Here is a 17,907-nt window from a genome sequence, read left to right on the forward strand (position 1 = left end):
ACCCAAGGCTCAGAATCTCTGATCCCCCAAGATATAGTCATTTCAAATAATTTCGAGATTGCTTAAGTGTTTATTGGTAAGCTTTTCAGTGAATTTGACTGCCTCAGTCTTACTAGAAATGACTATAGCTCTTTGAAGTTCTTTATCGTACACCTATCCTGTGAAGCCAGAAATCGGCAGTAAAAATGTGTCTAAATCCTAGGGGATTTACCCATTGTCACATAATGCCATCGGAGAATGGGTGGATATGTGGGTAATAGTTGCTTTGGGAAAATCTCTTTCATCAACTGGTATTATTCCTTGTCCATGCTCCTTAGCCCCCATGGTTGATATCACCATGGCAATATTTGCCAAATCCAGAGTCAATGATAGAAGGAAATTATAGTTGATTTAATTGAGAGTAAGACACTGACCGGCGCTAAAAGCGTCATTGGTAAAGACCCTAGTCGTCTCAATCTTACTTTGATTGACTATACTACGCAACTGGCACCTTTCACCACTGCCTTAAAACTCTCAATTATTTTTGTTTTATTCTCCACAGTTGAAGAGCTAGGGCATCAACAATTGGGCATCTCCCGGTTGGGAAAGTCCAGGTTGATTGGGAGTTGTAACGGCCGGGGGGGGCGTTTGGTTTTGATCACCCTGTTCTCCTGAACCAGGCTCCGTTCCATTGGATCCGGCCTGGGGTCGATAAAGTTCAGCGAGAAAATCTACCAATTCCTGCCGTTGTTTCCGATTCAGCTGTGCAATCAACTGGCGATCGCCTTCGAGGGGACTTTCCTGTAGGGTGGAAAAACCGGGATAACGTTCCGGCACCATTTGCTCATTGGCATTAAGATAATCTGCCAGAGTTAAACGCCAATCAAAACGATAACGAGTTGGTCTTTTTTGTATATCCCGGTGATAGCGGATCATCCGACTGATCAAGGTGTTATCCGGATCGGGACTCCCGTCACTTTGACGGCGATAATCATTGCCTTTGGGCAGATCGGGGAAGCGGTTATAAACTTGCTGGGCAATTATTTCCACCACCACTGTATAGCCCCCAGCAGGAACCCCTTGGGAATCTTGGGCCTGGGAAACTGCCCCCCACTGTCCAGGACTATGGAGTAGCATGGTGAGCAAAAAGCTCAGACAACCCAATAGCAATGAGAGGGGGAAAAGGGGCTTAAACATGGCACTGAGACGTTAATTGTCGCTAATAATTTCGGGGCGAGTTAACTCGTCGGACATTTCAATAATGGCGCGGATGGCAGGCTTCATGTTGGGGTCGTCAATGCTATCAAAATCTTCCGAGCGATTTTCCTTGGCCCGCTTAGCCACCCTCACCGTAATGTTGTAGCGGTTTGAGGCTGCCTCTAGCAGTTCTTCGGAACGATAAATAATGTGATTGGAATCCAAATTGCTACGCTTGGTCATGGTAAACAAAGTAAAGGAAGAAATGGCGATCGCCATTGAGGGAAGAAAACAGAGAGAAACTAGATCCAGGCAAAATCTGGGCAACACGCTTCCCAGTCTAGCGGAAAATCAACCCAGCTCCATTTAGATGGGGTCGGTACCATCTCCAACATCCCTGAGAAGGATTATCACCATGGACGAAAACATCGGCTTAGACCTTGGTATCGAACAATTCAACCGCCAAGACTTTTATGCTTGCCATGACACCCTCGAAGCTGTGTGGCTGGAGGCAAACCCGATGGAGAAAAACTTTTACCAAGGTATTCTGCAAATTGCGGTAGCCCACTACCATCTCTCCAATCACAATTGGCGGGGAGCCGTGACATTACTAGGGGAAGGCATCCGTCGATTGCGGAATTTTCGTCCCCACCATCGAGGAGTAGACATAGAAAACCTTTTCCAAACTAGCGCTCTGCTGTTACAGGATTTGCAAGCCATTGCCCCCGAAAAATTGCCCCAATGGCTAGACCAGGCATCAAAGGAGCAATTGGCACCCCAAATTAAAGTCGAGTCAAAATAGGGCCAAAAAGATCCAAACACTGTGCTAGCATTGTTAATGCCGAAAGCGAAACGGCGAGCGTAGCCAAGGGGTTAAGGCAGAGGATTGTGGTTCCTCCACTCGTGGGTTCGAATCCCATCGTTCGCCCTCTTCATAGGATTATTCAGAATTCAAATGGCGGTTCTTTCGCCAAGTAGATAGACCGGGTCTGATTTACATTTAGGACGGTAGGTGAGGCTGTGAAAGCAAAACTTACAGTTCACCTTAAATTCCTTTAGCACATGGTTCGCCTAGCCCAGTTTCCTGTGATTTTTACAAAACTTTGCCCGACCGGTTATAGTAGAAAATGATGCAAGTGATTAAACGATCAGTTCGGAGTTAGGGAGTAATAATGGAATTTAACTTTGACTTTCATACGTCAGAACAAGAAGAACAACAAGTTAATACTCTGCTCCAGTATCTGCAAAAACAGCATCCCGAAACTCTTGCCTGGATTGCCCAGTCCGCCAGTTCTGAAATTAAGGAAATCATCCACCAAAACGTGCAGGGCCTCGTGGGTATGCTTCCTATGGACGACTTCGATGTGCAAATCACCACTGACCGGGAAGATTTTGCCAATCTGCTAGCTTCGGCCATGATGACGGGCTACTTCCTTAGTCGTATGGAACAACGAAAGAATCTGGAGTCATCCTTTTCCAACTCAGATTATCTTTAGAAGCCGATGATCATAGTGCTAGGGAGCACCACTGCTGATGGCGTTCAGACGATGGGAGAACTTGCATTTACCCACTCCACGAAAATCAAACAGATATACTATTGATGGTCCATGGCTAAGGAAAAAGAAAGGATAAAAATTGTCAGCGATAATCGCCAAGCTCGCTTTTTGTACGAAATTTTAGAAACCTATGAGGCCGGCATTGAATTGCAAGGCACTGAGGTTAAGTCCATTCGGGCCGGTAAAGTTAACTTGCGCGACGGCTTTGCCCTTTTGCGGGATGGAGAAGTCTGGCTGATGAATGTGCATATTTCCCCCTACGACAAAAGTAGTCAGTTCTTTAACCATGACCCCCGCCGTACCCGTCGTTTGTTAATGCATAACTGGGAAATTCGCAAACTGATTGGTCAGGTTGAGCAAAAAGGCCTGACTTTAGTGCCCCTAAAAATGTACTTCAAAGGCAGTTGGGTGAAAATTGCCCTGGGTTTGGGCAAAGGTAAAAAACTCCACGACAAGCGGGAAACCTTGAAGCGTCGTCAGGACGACCGGGATATGGCCCGGGCCATGAAGCGTTAACAGCCCAAAATAGCCTAATTCTCCATATGGTATGGCAAAAAATGGGCTGTTTAGGACATTTTAAATTTTAGACCCCTTATTTAGAAAGGTTTTCAGTGATTGTTAGTCCTAAGCGTCCTGATCTTTGCTATGGCAGTTGGGTTTTGGACGATCGCCGCCGGTAAATGAATCAACGAAGAATTTTTAGACCTTCACACTTATCTTTCATTCTTTCATCTTCCAGATTAAATTCTGCCCGTACTGAATATTCTCGGCCGGGATGAAAATAGGAATTATAAAAGAAACTAAAGGGGGCTTTTTCCACAATGCAAACCCGATCGCCGTCTTTAATTTGACTAAAAATTTCCTTTTTTACCATCCAATCTGCGGTTTCTAACTGTTGGGTCAGGGGTTGAAAAGCTGGATAGGTAAAGAACTTATTAGTTTTGTGAATAAAGATAATCATAAATATAAAGGCAACTAAGCCAAAATATTGCGGCTTTAGAATATTTCTTGGGTTGGGATTATGGTCAGCAAAACGGGTAACTAAATAGGCGTTGAGACTGACAAAAACAATCATCCAATACATGTAGTAGCGCAATTCATAGGATTGGGGCATCCACATAGTTACCACTGACATAACTAGCATCAAAGCCAGGGCTACCTTAGTTGATTTCTGCCAATTTTTCCAGCAAAGAAATGCGAAAAGTATAGTATTAAAAATTACATAGCCGCCAAAATATCCCCCCATGCCAAAGCGTTCTTCATTCCAGGAAATAAAGTCCATGGCCAATGTCCAACGCCAGGGTCGGCGATCGTCAAAGGCATTAATTTCTAGTAAAGATTGTCCCCAACGGGCTGGGGGTGGTAATCGGCGAATCTTTTCGTGCATGAAGTTGGGGGATTCTTCAGTATGATTAAGCACCTGGCCGGCAATGCTAATTTTGACGGGATAGGCCGGGTTTTGGTAGAGAACAATATTCTTGACGGGGTTGTAGAAGATAATCAGACTAGCAAGGGTACCGAAGGCAAATACCTGGGCTAGTTTGAGCAAATTGTCCTGGCGAGTTTTATCTGTTCGCCAGTAGTTAATAACAAAAAGTGGCAATGAGCAAAGTATCAATAAAAAAACTACAGGGATTAGTTGTAGTTTAATATTGGCCGCCACAAATGCGGATAAGAATAAAATTGAGATAGTTTTTAAATTAAGTTTAATCCTATCTATGTAGAGTAAATACAAGGTTAAAATGCAGATGCTAACCCCCACATTGCCGGGCAAATCAATGTAACTTCTTGCGGCATGCATGTGCACCATCGGCACGGCCAGCAGGGAAAGACTAGCTAAATAAAAAGGAATCTTCGGAACTTTTACGAGATAAATGATTAAAACTATTAAGCTAAAATAAGAAACTAAATTAGTCGCCTCAATGCGGTTAAAAACCACCCAGAATAATCCCTGGAGCCAGTTCGCCAAGAGAGGAAAACCAAGAAATCGATTTTCTGTAAAGTATTCAAACGTGTATTGTTCCGGTGGAATGATGCCCCAAATTCTAGCGGCAAAAGGGATATGGTACATGAACGCATCCCCACCATAGTTATAGTCAAAAAAAGCAATGCCAAAAATAGAAATTAAGGTTAAAACTGCCGCGCCACTGAGAATGTAACCAATAATATTTAACACTCCTATTTTTTTGATCTTTGCGCCCACAGCAAATTTCTTCAAAGGATGATTAACATCTAAGGTCTCCAAAATTGACCAAGCAGTGGCCGTGGCCCCCACAATCAATAAAACAATTCTCCCCAAACGTAGATCGTCCCCCTGAAATACATTCCAATAACCAGCGATGCCCAGCATTGCGGCCAGGGAAATGGAAATGTTCCCCCAAATGAAGAGCACGTTATTTTCAAATTTGCTCAGGAAAGCATAGCGGCGCACAGCCGAAACTCCCTTGTACACTGAAAAACTAAAAATTAACAGTATGAGCCCGATCGCCAAACCAAGGAGGGGAACTAACATTGGGGATTAAATACTAGAAATAAAGGGCGGAGGGGAGAGAGTCAAAGTTGGTGATTTTAGTGATTTTGGCGCTATTAATGGTCAAAGTAGGATCTTGGGTACCATGTTGGAATTCAAAATACAGTTGAATTTCACTAGTTTCAGGTAAATTTATCACCCAATCTCGGTAGCTAGAGGCTAACAATTGACTAAAGGCATGGTAACGAAATATTACTTTTTCATTAACTTTAACCCCACACATTAAATCATTGTCGGTGCCTTCGGCGGTGAAATCCCAATCAATTAGATACCGACCTTTAGGCAAAATAAGACTGTTTTTCAACAGGGCAGAGCCGTCTTTAGTTCGCTTAAAGTCCTCTGGTCCTAATATGCTCTGACTTACAAATTGGAATGGTGCTTGGTAGGGAGTTTCCCCCAGGCGATCGCCATGGATATAGAGATTATTGCGAATGTCCGCTCCCACGGGATAATCCTCAGCAGATTTAACTTCTCGGTAGGTATTAACGTCAATGGCAACGTAACCTAAATTACGCAGAAAATCTAAACATCTGGTGTCATTTCGCTGGGTTTCTAAAACCAGATGAGGTTTAGCGGCAATCAGTGTTTTTTCTAGCCCCTTAATAGCGTCAAATTCTGCCCCTTCAATGTCCATTTTTAGTAGGTTTGGCACCAGCTTAGTATGGTCGATAAAGTCATCTAGGGCAATGGTTTTGACTTCATAGGTGGAACCTTCCCCATTCTCACTATAAATGCTGTCATTGAGATGGCTTCCGAGATAAATTTTCACCGTTTCGTGGGAAGTGGAATAAACTGCATGGTGAAAAAGTTGAACGTTATTGCAACCGCTTAAAACTAAATTACGTTGGGTTTTGTCAATAATACGGGGACTAGCTTCAAAAGCACAAACAATGCCCTTTGGTCCTACCATTCTGGACATCACAGTGGTCAAGCCAGCAAAATTTGCCCCCACATCAAAAACAATATCTCCAGGTTTACAAAGATCCCGTAATACTATCTGCACCGGTGGTTCCCAGAGGTTTTCCTGGTACCAGGGGGCAATGCCAAACAGTTGAACGGAAGCTAATTTTTCTTCCACAGCCAATTTTTTATCAATTTCTGGGGCAAGGATTTTGGCTAATTTATACTTGAGCTTATCTTTGATTTTGTTGAGCATAATTAATTATTTTTTAGAGGTGGTAATATCTGTAAACCAGAGAAAGGAATGTTGTTCGTGGCGATTGTCGTTGAAGATGGAATAACGGGGAGCAAAAATTCTCTCCTTGGGCCAAGACTGTTGATGTTCCTGCTCCCATTGCTGAGTTAGTTTACGGGCCGCTAACATCGAGTTGAGGGGAGAAAATTTGGATAGTTTAGGGAACCAGTCCAAGGAACGGTAGGCGGTCAATAAAGACTTGATGCCAGCAAAGTATTTTAAAGCTTCAGCATCGGGTTGAACTTTTTCTAGGTAAAGTCCCAGATTATAGGCGTGATCAAAGTCGGTGCTAACATGTTTGCAGTAGGACTTACGATAGCCTAAACAATGGTAAAGCAAATTCTCCACTTCCCCTGGCGATCGCCGTTGGAAAGCATATTTAACACCGGCCAACGTACGATGTAAATACCAAGCCCGCATATCCTCAATTTCCGTGGCGGGACTTTGGGTAGTACGTTCATCAGGATAATTCCAAAATAATCCCAACATCTTATCGACTACCTTACTTTTAATGAAGGGCATCACTCGGTTTTTAAATTCCGTATCCCCTGCCCCCCGAAAACTTTGGTCGTAGTAACCAAAACGTTCGTGGATTGACCTACGGTACAATGCCCCCACCCATGATAAATAGCAGGTTTCCAAGTAAACTAAATCCTGTTCATAGCCGGTGCGGTCGTAGGGCATAATGTCACTGACCCAACCCCCCTGCATGTCTACATTGGTGACCAAACTATGGCCAATGGCCCAATCCAACTCCGGGTCTTGATCCAGTTCCCCGGCTAAAATTTCTAAGCAGTCGGGCAAAATGGTTTCATCTACCCCCAAGAAAGCTAAATATGGGGATTTCGCCAACTTTATACCCCGATTCCAGGCACTTTGGATGGTTTCCCGCTGTGGCGATCGGACATACAAAATTGGATAGGCTAATTCCGGAGCGAGGGCTTTGAAAACTTCATACTCATTCCCTGGGGACCCACTATCCACCAATACCACTTCCGCCTCTCCCCGCTTAATCAGGGTTTGATGTTGTAGTGTCCGCAGAAATAGAGGCAATTTGGCCGCCGCATTGTAAAGGGAAACAATGATCGTAGCCCGGCGCGGTTCTTCCCCCCGGCGATCGTCCCAAATCTCATACTCATCCCCAGCAGGATTAATCAAATTATCCGAACGAGCCTGTTCAATTAAGCTATAGCAACGCTCTTCCCGCTCCGATGGTTGGCCATAAAGGGCCGATACCGCTTCCTGTTCCTTGGGGAAACCGTATTCTGTTAGGGTCCGCAACACAAAGGGTAAATCATCAAACTGGTCTTCCCCCAGTGCCCGCATGGCTCGAAGTTTATAGGTAGCTGACACCAAAGTATTGCCCCGCAATTCTTCAATGCGAGCTAATTCCCGCCAGAGTCGCACCCGATCAATGCGGTAATTAGTGGCCAGTTTACCCCGTACCCCCTGGAACTCCGATTCATAACCGGAGCCTAAGCGCCATCCCATTTGGATTTTTTCAGCTAAATCTTTCGCGGTCTGTTCCGTTGCATTGAAAGTTTCTTTGTACTTTTTCAACAAATTGGGAGCTTTAACTAATTGGGCATTGCGGTCATCCCCTAGGGGCTGTAAAATCCTTCCCTTTAACTGGCCAGCAGTACCCTTTAGGTTATTTTTAATTTGTTTAAGAGTTGGTTTTAGCTGGGCTTTCAGAGGTTGTAAGAAAGAGACGTTTTCTTGGGTGCTGACCCAGTAGCCCATTAGCTGGTTGTACCAACTTTGTAACTCGTTTCTAATTTCTTGCTCATACTGACTAGGTTGATGGTAAATCTCTTCTAAGGCAGGGCCATTGGCGACGGCTTCTGAACTTTTTACCTTATCTACTAGTTGACTACGATACCCAGAGTAGTCCCTTAAAATATGTTCAATGGCTGGTAGACAACTGTAAATATTATCCAGATCAATTTCCACAAAAGGAATGCTGGGAAAATCCTCTTTCAGGAGGCGACAAACCCCCGCACCACTGCCAATAATAGTGGGGCAACCAGAAAATAGAGATTCTAGAGCAACTAAGTTGAGCGTATCGTAACGGGAAGGCACAAAGGTAACCGTTTTGCGAGCAAATAGACCCATCAATTCCTGTGGAGGCTTGGGAGGTAAAAATTTAACTGGACTTTGGCGATCGCCAAGCATACTCCGCAGATAACTTTCGGAAGAAATGGTGCTGGTATCGTTAAAACTATGGGGACCAATGATATTGGCTTCGTTATACAAATCCTTATTCAGCCACCAGGCTAAGTCAATGAAAATATCGGGACCTTTACGTCTCTCTGTACGACCAATAAAATTTAAATTAGGGCGATCGCCACTGGCAATTTCTTCTAGGGGTTGGGGTAATTCAAAAAAGTGGAGAGGATGGTAATAATGGGCAGAAAATGGACTGAGAGCTTGCCATTCATCGATATAACTCTTGCTGATGCCGTAGCGCAGATCGACGGTGGCATATTGCTTTAATTCTTCTAGATCCAGGGGGATATTTTCTTTGCCTTGGTTGAACCAATCTAACTTTAAAGTTGTGGAAATTTTGCCGTGGAGGGAAAGGGCAATTTTATCGAACTTAACCCGGTGATAATCAAGGGCAGGACGAAGAAAGATAGCCCATTGTTCATAATCTGGGGAATCAATTAAATCGAATTCCCTACCACTGAGAGAAGCTGCAATGTTGCTTGCCCTAACAAAGGAACGGTAAACCCATTTGGGGGGATTGACATCAAAAAAGTTATTTAGATCTGCGAGGAAATATTTTTCCTGAAAAGGGACTCCGTAGGCATTATCAGGACGCTTCGTCCCACTGCTTTCCTTTTCAATCAGGTAATAGAAATCAATGTTGGGATTTTTACGAATTAAACTACGGTAAAAAGTTTGCCCACCACCTACTTTGGCAAATAGGTCAAAATCTGTGATTAATACCTTCATGAAAGCAAATCTAGATAGGTTTGATAAAGCTGACGATGGTCATAATTTTGGGCAAAGTTGCGGGCGGAATTACCCAATTGCTCATACCGATGGGGATGCTGAATAATATCTTCAATTACCCCGATATAAGTTGCTAAATTATTGTTAATTAAACAATGCACCTCCGACTCCACAGGATAACCCCGAAAGGCGATCGCCGTGCCGAGGATTACCTTACCATAAGCCATTGCCTCTAGGGTTTTGACGGACATGCCAGTACCTGTCTCCAGGGGGATTAATACCAGTGCCGCCCGCCGATAAAGGGCTTGGAGAACGGAATCGGAGACTTTCCCTAGGGCAAAAAAGTTTCGTTCTTGCTTAGATGGACAGCAACCACCGACGGCGATCGCCTGCCAATGGCCGCCCCCAGCCTGAGCTAGGGTTTGAATCTGCTCCACTGCTTTGACATTGGGTAGATGTTGACTGCCGACAAATAAACAGAAGGGTTGACGCCAATTAATGGCCGTATCCAGGGATTCTAGAATTGCCTGGGTTGGTTCTGGGTCAGCAGAAGTTGGATAGGATGCCACATCTAAACCGATGGGAACATAATGGCTCCCAATGTTATAACTCCGGAAAAATGCTTGGTCTTCTGGGGAAAGGGTCACCACTTCATCGGCTTCCTGCAAAGCCTGTAACTCTTCCGCTAGAGCAATCTGGGCTAGCCAGCTATCCGTAGGTAATTGTTTGGCCAACACGTCATGGGCTGTGAGAATCAGTTTTACGCCCCGATTACGACAAATGGGCCCGGCGATCGCCGCCCAAAAAGGATATTCCAGCAGTACCGCATCTGCTCCGTCAATCACCCTTTCTAGTATTTCTTGAAACCTAGCATCAAAACGGCTGCTATAGTAAATCCAAGGTAGCCAATTTTCTGTTAATTGTTGTCGGGATAGAGTGGAAGAATTGCTATTATCAGATAAAGAAATATTCAGCATTTTTTGCCAGCTCAGAAATGCTTCTTGGTAAACTTTTTGAACCAATTCTCCCTGGGGAAACCCTGACTTGAAATAACGGTAATGAACTTGGCCATGCCAATTACTCTGGCGATCGCCAACGCTCAAGACAGTCACGTCTAAACCCTCACTGGCCAAAAAATCTGCTACCCTTCCTGACCTTTGGCTGGCCCCACTGCACCTTTCCTCAATGTCTCCCCAGGGATAAAGCATGACAACCTTTTTAACAACATTTTTGCTTTTAGGTGCAATCAGGACTTTCTCCCCAAGAAGATAAGTAATGGCTTGGTTTAACTGATCATAGTCAATGCCCTGATCAGTGGTCCTTAGCGAATAAACTTCTGCTTGGGGTTGTAGTTCCTGTAACTTAAAGGCTAAGGATTCAAGGGTGGTGAGTAAAACTGAAAATAATTTCAGTTGATTTATTTCCCATTGTAAATCCTGATATATAACCTCTCTTTTCTGGCGGAGTGCATCATCGTAGGCATAGAATTTATCCACCGCTAATATGGTTTTAGCTAAATCCAAACCTAATTTTTTTAGATGATGTTGACAAAAGAATGAATCTACATAAATTAAATCAATATTACCTTGAATATTATTTTGTAATTCTGGTGGAATAATCAATCCCGCTGATTGCACCCAATTTGTAATTAAGGTGGATTGGTGATGGTAATAATCCCGCAAATATTGTTCACATTGTTCCGGAGATAAATGGGTAGAATTTTTGGCAAAATTGATGTAAAAATTGTCAGCTGTATAATAATCTTGTAAGATCCAATGTTGTTTCAAGCCAAGTTGCTGTAAATTATCAAATAAATAAACATCTTCTGGAGAAGAACTATGTTCTGGTTGACGATAAAAAATACCGTAGACTTCATAACCACAACGACAAAAATGCCTAATTATATTAACATTACGCCTATCAAGTAATTTGTCTAAGGAAATGACTATCAGTATCGAAGCAATGGTCAAATTTTCAGATTTAATCTGAACAGTTTTCCCGGGGACTATTACAGGTTGTCTGAGTAGGCATTCTAAAAAATAATCCGGAGATTGACACGACCGCCAATGATGACTAAATTCTTCAGCTTTTTTCGTTAAATTCGCTAAATTCTCCAATACATATCGAACAGATATAGGCAAATTTGAGGGACTTGAATATATACCGGCTCGGGTTAGATCAACCTGCTCTGCTAACCAACTTCCTTGGGGTACCACCACTGGTTTACCCGCGGCCAACGCCTCCGTTAATACCCCCGAAGTACGTTGATAATTGGTAGGATTATAAGGCAATACCACTATGTCTGCCGAGGTAAGTAAACGGTAATAATCATCGGGTTTAAGGGCATGGTCAATTAATTCCACCGCACTACGGGGATACTGAGAAAGTTTAAGCTTTGCTTCTAAAACTGTCGCTTCTCCCCCGGTAACATTATAGTTAGACTGAATCGTAAACTTTGCTAAACCCGGCTTAAGATAGTCTGGCCATAAATCTTCGATTAAAGCTGGTAAATGTTGATAACCTTTTTCTGATCTAGCATCCCCTAGGTAAACTATATGAATATAATTCGTATTATTCTGACTAAAATCTTCTAGACACAACTTTTCTTGACGAAAGGGAATGGGAACTTGAACAAAATTAGCTAGACTAAGTTGGTTATATTTTTTGACCAAATCGGCGGTGTCCGTGTAAAAGCGGATTTTATCTGGCCAAAGTTGGGTTTGACAAAAACCTTCCAAGCATTTTTGTAATCCCATCCCCTTAGCATTGACCACTAGAGGATCTTCGGTATCTCGCCTAAACAATAAGTGATAGGTGGGTAAATCAGTAGGATTTTGATGGGCCAAAAAATAAAATAATTCTTCTAATTGTTCAATGCCAAAAGTATGAATTAGAACTTGATCTCCTGAAGTTAATTTTAAAGTTGATAAAACCTCCCCTAGGGTTTGGACAAAACTCCTAGGTTCTACGGTGATTTTTTCTCTGGGTTTACCAACTTTATTGAAAATTGTATTAACGGTTTCAGTGATAATTTGATTGGTTATTTTTAAGGGGATTTTAGTGATCAAACGAGTAATTCCCCAAACAATTTTTAATAAACCCCAAGTTGTATTTGCCAAGGGTATAGACCGCAAGGAGCGCAGATCTGCTTTAAACCATTCTTTTAATCGTCGGGTGCTACCTTCTACTTTTTCTAATAGAATTCTTAATTCCCGGTAATCTTGTTGCCATAGATAGAGTTGGTAACGCAATCGTTGCTGCCAGGGTTGTTTTGGCTTGGGTGAAACAGGAATAAGAGATTTTTCCTCTTCGATATTGACTGGCTGGTTAAACCAGTCGACTTCAAAAGCTTTGATGATTTTGATATTTTCAATTGCTAAAGAATCATTTAGAACTTTGTTGGCAATGATAATTGGTTCATAACCCTTTCTTTCTGCTGCTTCTGCCACAGCAATACTGCATTCATAATGGTGTCCTTGCAGGTTACACAGGGAATGATCAATAACAACAAATTTCTTCATTACTGGAAAAAAATAAAAGTGGCTCTTCTCCAGTTCGGTGGGAATGGAGAAGCCAGTCAACCTAGATAACTAGGGTATAACTACGGCAAGTCAGCTACTGCTTAGTGGCCATATTTAATTAGTAAACTAAGCTAAGCAAGGTTAGCTAATGCCTAACTTGGTCAATAGCGGTAGGCGATCGCGATTAAAATCCTCTGCTACATTTTTGAGATGTTCTAAATTTTCAGCTTCTGTTTCCAAGGTTTTTCCTTCCTTAATAATTTTCTTGCCTTGATTGGAAAGTATTTGCCAGATAAATTGGGGGCCATCCTGTTTACGTTCTCTCGCTAATAGCAGTAGTTGTTCCAGACGATTGACAGCAACGCCTGTGCCAATTAGGGGAGAAGCTAAAAATGTCATTTCATCGCTGTAGAGAGATTTTGCTTTGACGGCACTGTTAAAGGTATCGGTGGATTTTTGTCTTTGTTTACGTACTGTTTCATTTACCGCAGGATGGACATAGCCAATGCCGGTCATGAGAATTAAGGCTTGGTAAAGGCTGTTTAAGGTAATATCCTTCGTTTTACCATCTTTTTGCAGTTCTCCCAGGGTCAGAGGACCATTCTCTAGGGCTTCACAAATGGGGCGATAAACATTTTCCTGGAGCTGCACTTCCCCCAAAGGAAATTGATGTTTAAATTTGATTGATTTGAGGGATGTTACCAGAGCAAAACGCAGACCTTGTAGGGCCCGTAAGTGTTCTTGGGGTAACAGAGAAAGTTTACCTCGGGTAAAAATATCTCGCCGGAACTGGGTATTTAAGAAGAAATCCCGTACTACCTCCCGAAAAATTGGATCCGTTACTTGGGATAGTTGAGTTTGGGCCGCGCTGGATAAATTCACTGCGTCCACATAGTCAATCAGATGGGCCGACCCCATAAAATTAAGTTTTGCTTCCTCCAACTCCTTGGCTACTTCATCAAAATAAAAAGCATTCCATTCTTCATTAAAATACTCGTGGGCTAAATAATAGCGGTTTTGCTCTTTGAGTTTTTCCAAGCGGGGTTTTAAAATCGGATTCTGAGTGAAATAAGTAGCCTTCGCTTCCAACATTTGCTCGGTAAAACCTAGAGCTTTTTCGATACGACTAAGAATAGGTTCAGATGAGCTGCGCCCGTAACGAAGCATCAGAGCTTGCATGGGTCGGGCCGCGGCCCAGCCAGGCAGGGTGTTATAGGAAATGTAGACCAAGCCTCCCACTTTTAGCTTTTGACGGATGAAGTTAACGATCGCCTGGCGGTTCCCTGGCGTAATCCAACTGTAGATACCATGGAGAACAATAAAATCAAATTGAGGTAAATCCTGATTAATAAATTCCTCAAAACTATCGTCAAAAAAGTGGACATTTTTAGTGCCAGCTGTTTCCGCTAAAGTGCGGGCTTCAACAATGTGATTGGGGTTAAAATCATTGGCGTAAAACTGAGCTTGGGGATAACAGCTTGCTAACAAATTGGTAGAATAACCCCGGCCACAAGCTAGTTCGCAGTAATTAAAGTTCTTTTCCAAATGGGGAGATTGTAGGGACTTGAGGGTGGCGGCTAGGGCTAATTTGAGGGGACTTAGTTCCCCATAAAAACCACAGGTATAGTTAACTTCTAGGACGTAGCCCTCATTCCAAGTCATGGCTTCTGATTTTCCATAGGGGTCAAGATTAGCCCTTAGCTTACAAGAAACCTATAACTTTAGACAAATAAGAAAAGCTAATCCCTCATAATATAGCCTTTTTCCGGTTCCCCCCAACGGTGGGGGATGAGGGGGGTTAATCCGGATCGACTTCGATTGTTCCAATTTTTCTGGGGTAGCCAAAAAAAATAAGTGAGCCTGGCTACCCACCAGACCCACCAATCTAACCTCCGCTAAAAATCAAACAATACATGATAACCATTAATGCTAAAACCTTTATCAAAATCACTTAACTTACCCTTATAACTCCAAAGCTCACAACTACAATAACCATCCTTATCCCATGGAAACCTTTTCCATTTACTCAAACCATCTTTAATAAAGACTAAATCACCAATCAACTTAACCTCTAACTTTTTACCATTTGATAAAATCATGTAAACCATGCTAAAATCTCCATTAAATCAAATTACAATTTTTAGGTAGTTTCTAGAATTTAAACTCTAAAAACTACCTATTTTTATTTTACCAATTTTTAAATATCTAAATCCTCCCAAAAACTACTCAATTTATCAATCAATTCAACCTTTTTAAACTTTTTATAATTCTTAATTTTTCCACTACTCAACTTATACAAATTTCTTATTCCTAACTTACTTAATTTCTCCTTATAAATCTCAATCATATCCTCATCATCCAAAAAATACTTAATACTCTTAACTTCTTCAACTACACTAAAACCAACACTATTTCCACTTAAAACATTACAATTCACACTTTCAACCTTATTTTTACTCTTTCCATAAATACCCCAACTAAAAAACACAAAAATCAAACAAAACAAAAACAAATCTAACATAATCAAAATCCTCAATCAAATTACATATTTTTCTTATCATTTCCAAAATTTATATCTTTCTTCGTTGCGTCCTAGTGTCAAGGGTCTAGCTAATCTTGGCGAGTTATCTTTTCTTGGCAAATACGGTCGCTGGTTATTTTTCTTAGTGAGGAACGAACTTAGAAAAATTTCAGCTAGCCTATTTGCTTAGAAAAAGTTAGAGCCTTAGATTAACTCCCTTGACACGGGTTAAAAATGATACAATGGAAAACAATTTGGATACCCTTCAAGTGCAAGAAATTAAGTCGAAATTTAGAAGATCAGCAAAGACTATTCCCATCAAACCAGTACATACAGACAACCCTTTCTCTCCTCTCCTTTCTCTCCTCTCCTTTCTCTCTCTGCAATCCCCTACTAGATTTTTTTACCCCAAGAAAAAAACAAAAGCGGGTTCCAAAGAAAATCACGTTTTTTTCCGGTCAGTATTTTTGCCAGTGATAGAAAAGGTTTAGACGTAAGAAAAAAACCAAAATAAAAAGCACATCCTTAAAGAGGCAAATTTCACTTGTTTAAATTTGCCAAATATTAAACGTGCAACCTACTCCCGATTTTCGACGAATCTGCTAAAATTCCTAAACGGTAAAAAAATCGTAATAAACCGAGCTTTGCTCGTCCTTAGCTGTCTTGCTTTCCGGTTCCCCCACACGGGGGGTTAGGGGGGTGGGGAGGAGTCCACAAAGTTCCCCCCTGGGGGGGGTTAGGGGGGGTCGGATAATAAATCGACGGGTACTTCGCTTTTGATTTTATTACTCTAGATTTTCATTAGGTTCTGTTTCAAGATATTGGGTAAATACTTTTTCATCTGAACGGTAATATTCACAATTTGTTGCCATATTTGAACTTCCATTTTTTCTTAAAAACTTGCAGTAAATGGCTTGTTCCCATCCTTGTGCATGATATCTACATAAATAACAATTTTTTATTTTAATCTTTTTGTAATAAGCTTCAATTACCTTAGCTTTATAAAGCTGACTCATTAAGTATCCGCTTGTATAATAGTCATAATTTTTAAGCATTTCTTTATATATTACATATCCAATATTGACTACCTCTTCCAATTTTTTGTGCTGTAAAATAGCGCTTGCTCCATTTTTGCGAACAACAAACAAAGTGTATCTCACATCTGATTTAGCATAGGGCATAATTCCATATTTACACACTCCATTACAGTATCCATCATATTTGTCTTTTTTAAAATTATAAAATTTAACATCTTCACACTCTCCTAATTCACATGAATCTATAATTTTTATATCATCTTCATTTTTTATTGCAAATTCAATAATTTTATATTTTGAAGTTAGTTTTTTTTCTTCACAACTATGAGTTGCATATACTTCAAAAAATATTTTTTCGCCATTATTTGCTGTAAGTAATATGTCCGGTATAAATTTTTCTATTCTCTCTTCAATTTGAATATTTTTAAAATATTTTGTTATGTCAAATTCATTTAAAGTTTCTCCTTCATATAAACAGTCTTCTAAAAACTCGTTTTTATAAAAATCACATATTTTTCTCATTGTCAATCTAATCAAGAATTGTTTTCCGGTTTTTAAACAATTTTGATAAGTTTCATAAAATTTAAATTTTGCTAATTTGTGTAAATAACTCTCCGGAGAACATTCAATTTCTTGAATAACCTTGTGGCGAAAATGTTTAGCCCTTTTAGAACCTAAAACTGTAATCATTTCATGTCCGCAGCTAATGCAAGTAAATTTTTCATGTTTATTCTGTTCTTCTTTGGTGATTTTATTAACATCTATGATTTCTTGAAGGGAATTAAATGCGAATTTGTATTTAATCATAATTTCAATCTCCTTTGCTACGCTCTGGGCCAAAATTAAGGGGAGTGCCGAGATAAAAACAGACCCTGGGCATCAAACAGAGCCTTTCGCCGATCCACATCCTTCCGCCGCCAAAGCGTAGGGAAAGAAAAATAATCACTAAACTGATACCAATAGTAACAACCTTGTGCTTAATACTCATGATTAATTACCAAAAACTCTGATAGGGTTAAGGGGTCTAATGGGGGGTGCTTTAACATCCTCCATCGTTAGAATTTTTAAATTATTAGCTTTTAAAGTTTCGTATAAATACTTGTCTTGGTAATCCTGGGTAAAACTAATGACCGTCTTTAAATTATTTAACTCAGTGTATAACCTCCAACTAATAAAAAATGAAACAATTAAAAAGAAAGTCAAAACATAAAGATAAAGAGTTTTCAAACTAACACTAGATTTGTTTTTCATGATTAAAATCCTCAAAAATATTTAACTGATTAGACTCTTCATTTACAAGAGATTGGGGTCTTGTAGGCATTCTTCTGTATCTTTCAATGCCACAATTAGGACAGAAAAAAATTTTGTAATAAAATCCTAATCTTTCCTCATAAAAACACTGAACTGTTTTAG

At 41.0% G+C, this 17,907-nt stretch carries 15 protein-coding genes and 1 tRNA gene; 5 read left to right on the plus strand and 11 right to left on the minus strand.

From position 1 onward, the window contains the following. Positions 1-549: 549 nt before the first annotated feature. Both D082_RS05780 and D082_RS05785 read right to left on the minus strand, forming a co-directional pair. Positions 550-1,176: a hypothetical protein gene (locus D082_RS05780; protein WP_028948767.1), complete on the minus strand. Its 627-nt coding sequence runs from the start codon at positions 1,174-1,176 to the stop codon at positions 550-552. 12 nt (positions 1,177-1,188) lie between these two features. Next, positions 1,189-1,419, minus strand: coding sequence for a DNA-directed RNA polymerase subunit omega (locus tag D082_RS05785; protein WP_028948768.1), 231 nt, complete (start codon positions 1,417-1,419; stop codon positions 1,189-1,191). Here D082_RS05785 and D082_RS19285 point away from each other — a divergent pair. The 5 genes from D082_RS19285 (at position 1,418) to smpB (ending at position 3,248) form a co-directional block, all read left to right on the plus strand. Further along, positions 1,418-1,546, plus strand: a complete 129-nt coding sequence (locus D082_RS19285) for a hypothetical protein (RefSeq protein ID WP_255356936.1) — start codon at positions 1,418-1,420, stop codon at positions 1,544-1,546. The two genes, D082_RS05785 and D082_RS19285, sit on opposite strands and share 2 nt — an antisense overlap. Before the next feature lie 45 nt (positions 1,547-1,591). Further along, a complete protein-coding gene (locus D082_RS05790) occupies positions 1,592-1,978 on the plus strand; it encodes a DUF309 domain-containing protein (protein WP_028948769.1) in 387 nt (128 codons plus the stop codon). A gap of 53 nt (positions 1,979-2,031) precedes the next feature. Continuing rightward, positions 2,032-2,104, plus strand: a tRNA-His gene (locus D082_RS05795). Positions 2,105-2,348: 244 nt separating this feature from the next. After that, positions 2,349-2,672, plus strand: coding sequence for a DUF760 domain-containing protein (locus D082_RS05800; protein ID WP_028948770.1), 324 nt, complete (start codon positions 2,349-2,351; stop codon positions 2,670-2,672). 111 nt (positions 2,673-2,783) lie between these two features. Then, entirely contained in the window at positions 2,784-3,248 is a 465-nt protein-coding gene (smpB, locus tag D082_RS05805; protein WP_028948771.1) for an SsrA-binding protein SmpB, read from the plus strand. 169 nt (positions 3,249-3,417) lie between these two features. Here the strand turns inward: smpB and D082_RS05810 are convergent, their stop codons facing one another. The 9 genes from D082_RS05810 to D082_RS18525 form a co-directional block, all read right to left on the minus strand. Beyond that, positions 3,418-5,244 carry a hypothetical protein gene (locus tag D082_RS05810; protein ID WP_028948772.1) on the minus strand — a complete coding sequence of 609 codons (1,827 nt, stop codon included), beginning with the start codon at positions 5,242-5,244 and terminating at the stop codon, positions 3,418-3,420. Between the two features lie 13 nt (positions 5,245-5,257). Then, positions 5,258-6,418 carry an FkbM family methyltransferase gene (locus D082_RS05815; RefSeq protein ID WP_028948773.1) on the minus strand — a complete coding sequence of 387 codons (1,161 nt, stop codon included), beginning with the start codon at positions 6,416-6,418 and terminating at the stop codon, positions 5,258-5,260. A 6-nt stretch (positions 6,419-6,424) separates the two neighbouring features. Further along, a complete protein-coding gene (locus D082_RS05820; protein ID WP_028948774.1) occupies positions 6,425-9,415 on the minus strand; it encodes a glycosyltransferase in 2,991 nt (996 codons plus the stop codon). Beyond that, complete coding sequence (locus tag D082_RS05825) at positions 9,412-12,936, minus strand: glycosyltransferase (RefSeq protein ID WP_028948775.1); 3,525 nt, start codon at positions 12,934-12,936, stop codon at positions 9,412-9,414. Before D082_RS05825 ends, D082_RS05820 begins: the two co-directional genes overlap by 4 nt. 141 nt (positions 12,937-13,077) lie before the next feature. Beyond that, complete coding sequence (locus D082_RS05830) at positions 13,078-14,598, minus strand: class I SAM-dependent methyltransferase (RefSeq protein WP_028948776.1); 1,521 nt, start codon at positions 14,596-14,598, stop codon at positions 13,078-13,080. A 233-nt stretch (positions 14,599-14,831) separates the two neighbouring features. Next, a complete protein-coding gene (locus D082_RS05835; RefSeq protein ID WP_038530334.1) occupies positions 14,832-15,044 on the minus strand; it encodes a hypothetical protein in 213 nt (70 codons plus the stop codon). A gap of 89 nt (positions 15,045-15,133) precedes the next feature. After that, complete coding sequence (locus D082_RS05840; RefSeq protein ID WP_028948778.1) at positions 15,134-15,457, minus strand: hypothetical protein; 324 nt, start codon at positions 15,455-15,457, stop codon at positions 15,134-15,136. A gap of 785 nt (positions 15,458-16,242) precedes the next feature. Beyond that, the gene (locus D082_RS05845) at positions 16,243-17,301 is read right to left on the minus strand and encodes a competence protein CoiA family protein (RefSeq protein WP_038530337.1); all 1,059 of its coding nucleotides are present in this window, start codon (positions 17,299-17,301) and stop codon (positions 16,243-16,245) included. A 4-nt stretch (positions 17,302-17,305) separates the two neighbouring features. After that, entirely contained in the window at positions 17,306-17,482 is a 177-nt protein-coding gene (locus tag D082_RS18525; protein ID WP_158506495.1) for a hypothetical protein, read from the minus strand. Positions 17,483-17,907 lie beyond the last annotated feature (425 nt).

The sequence above is a fragment of the Synechocystis sp. PCC 6714 genome, assembly GCF_000478825.2.
Taxonomy (GTDB): domain Bacteria; phylum Cyanobacteriota; class Cyanobacteriia; order Cyanobacteriales; family Microcystaceae; genus Synechocystis.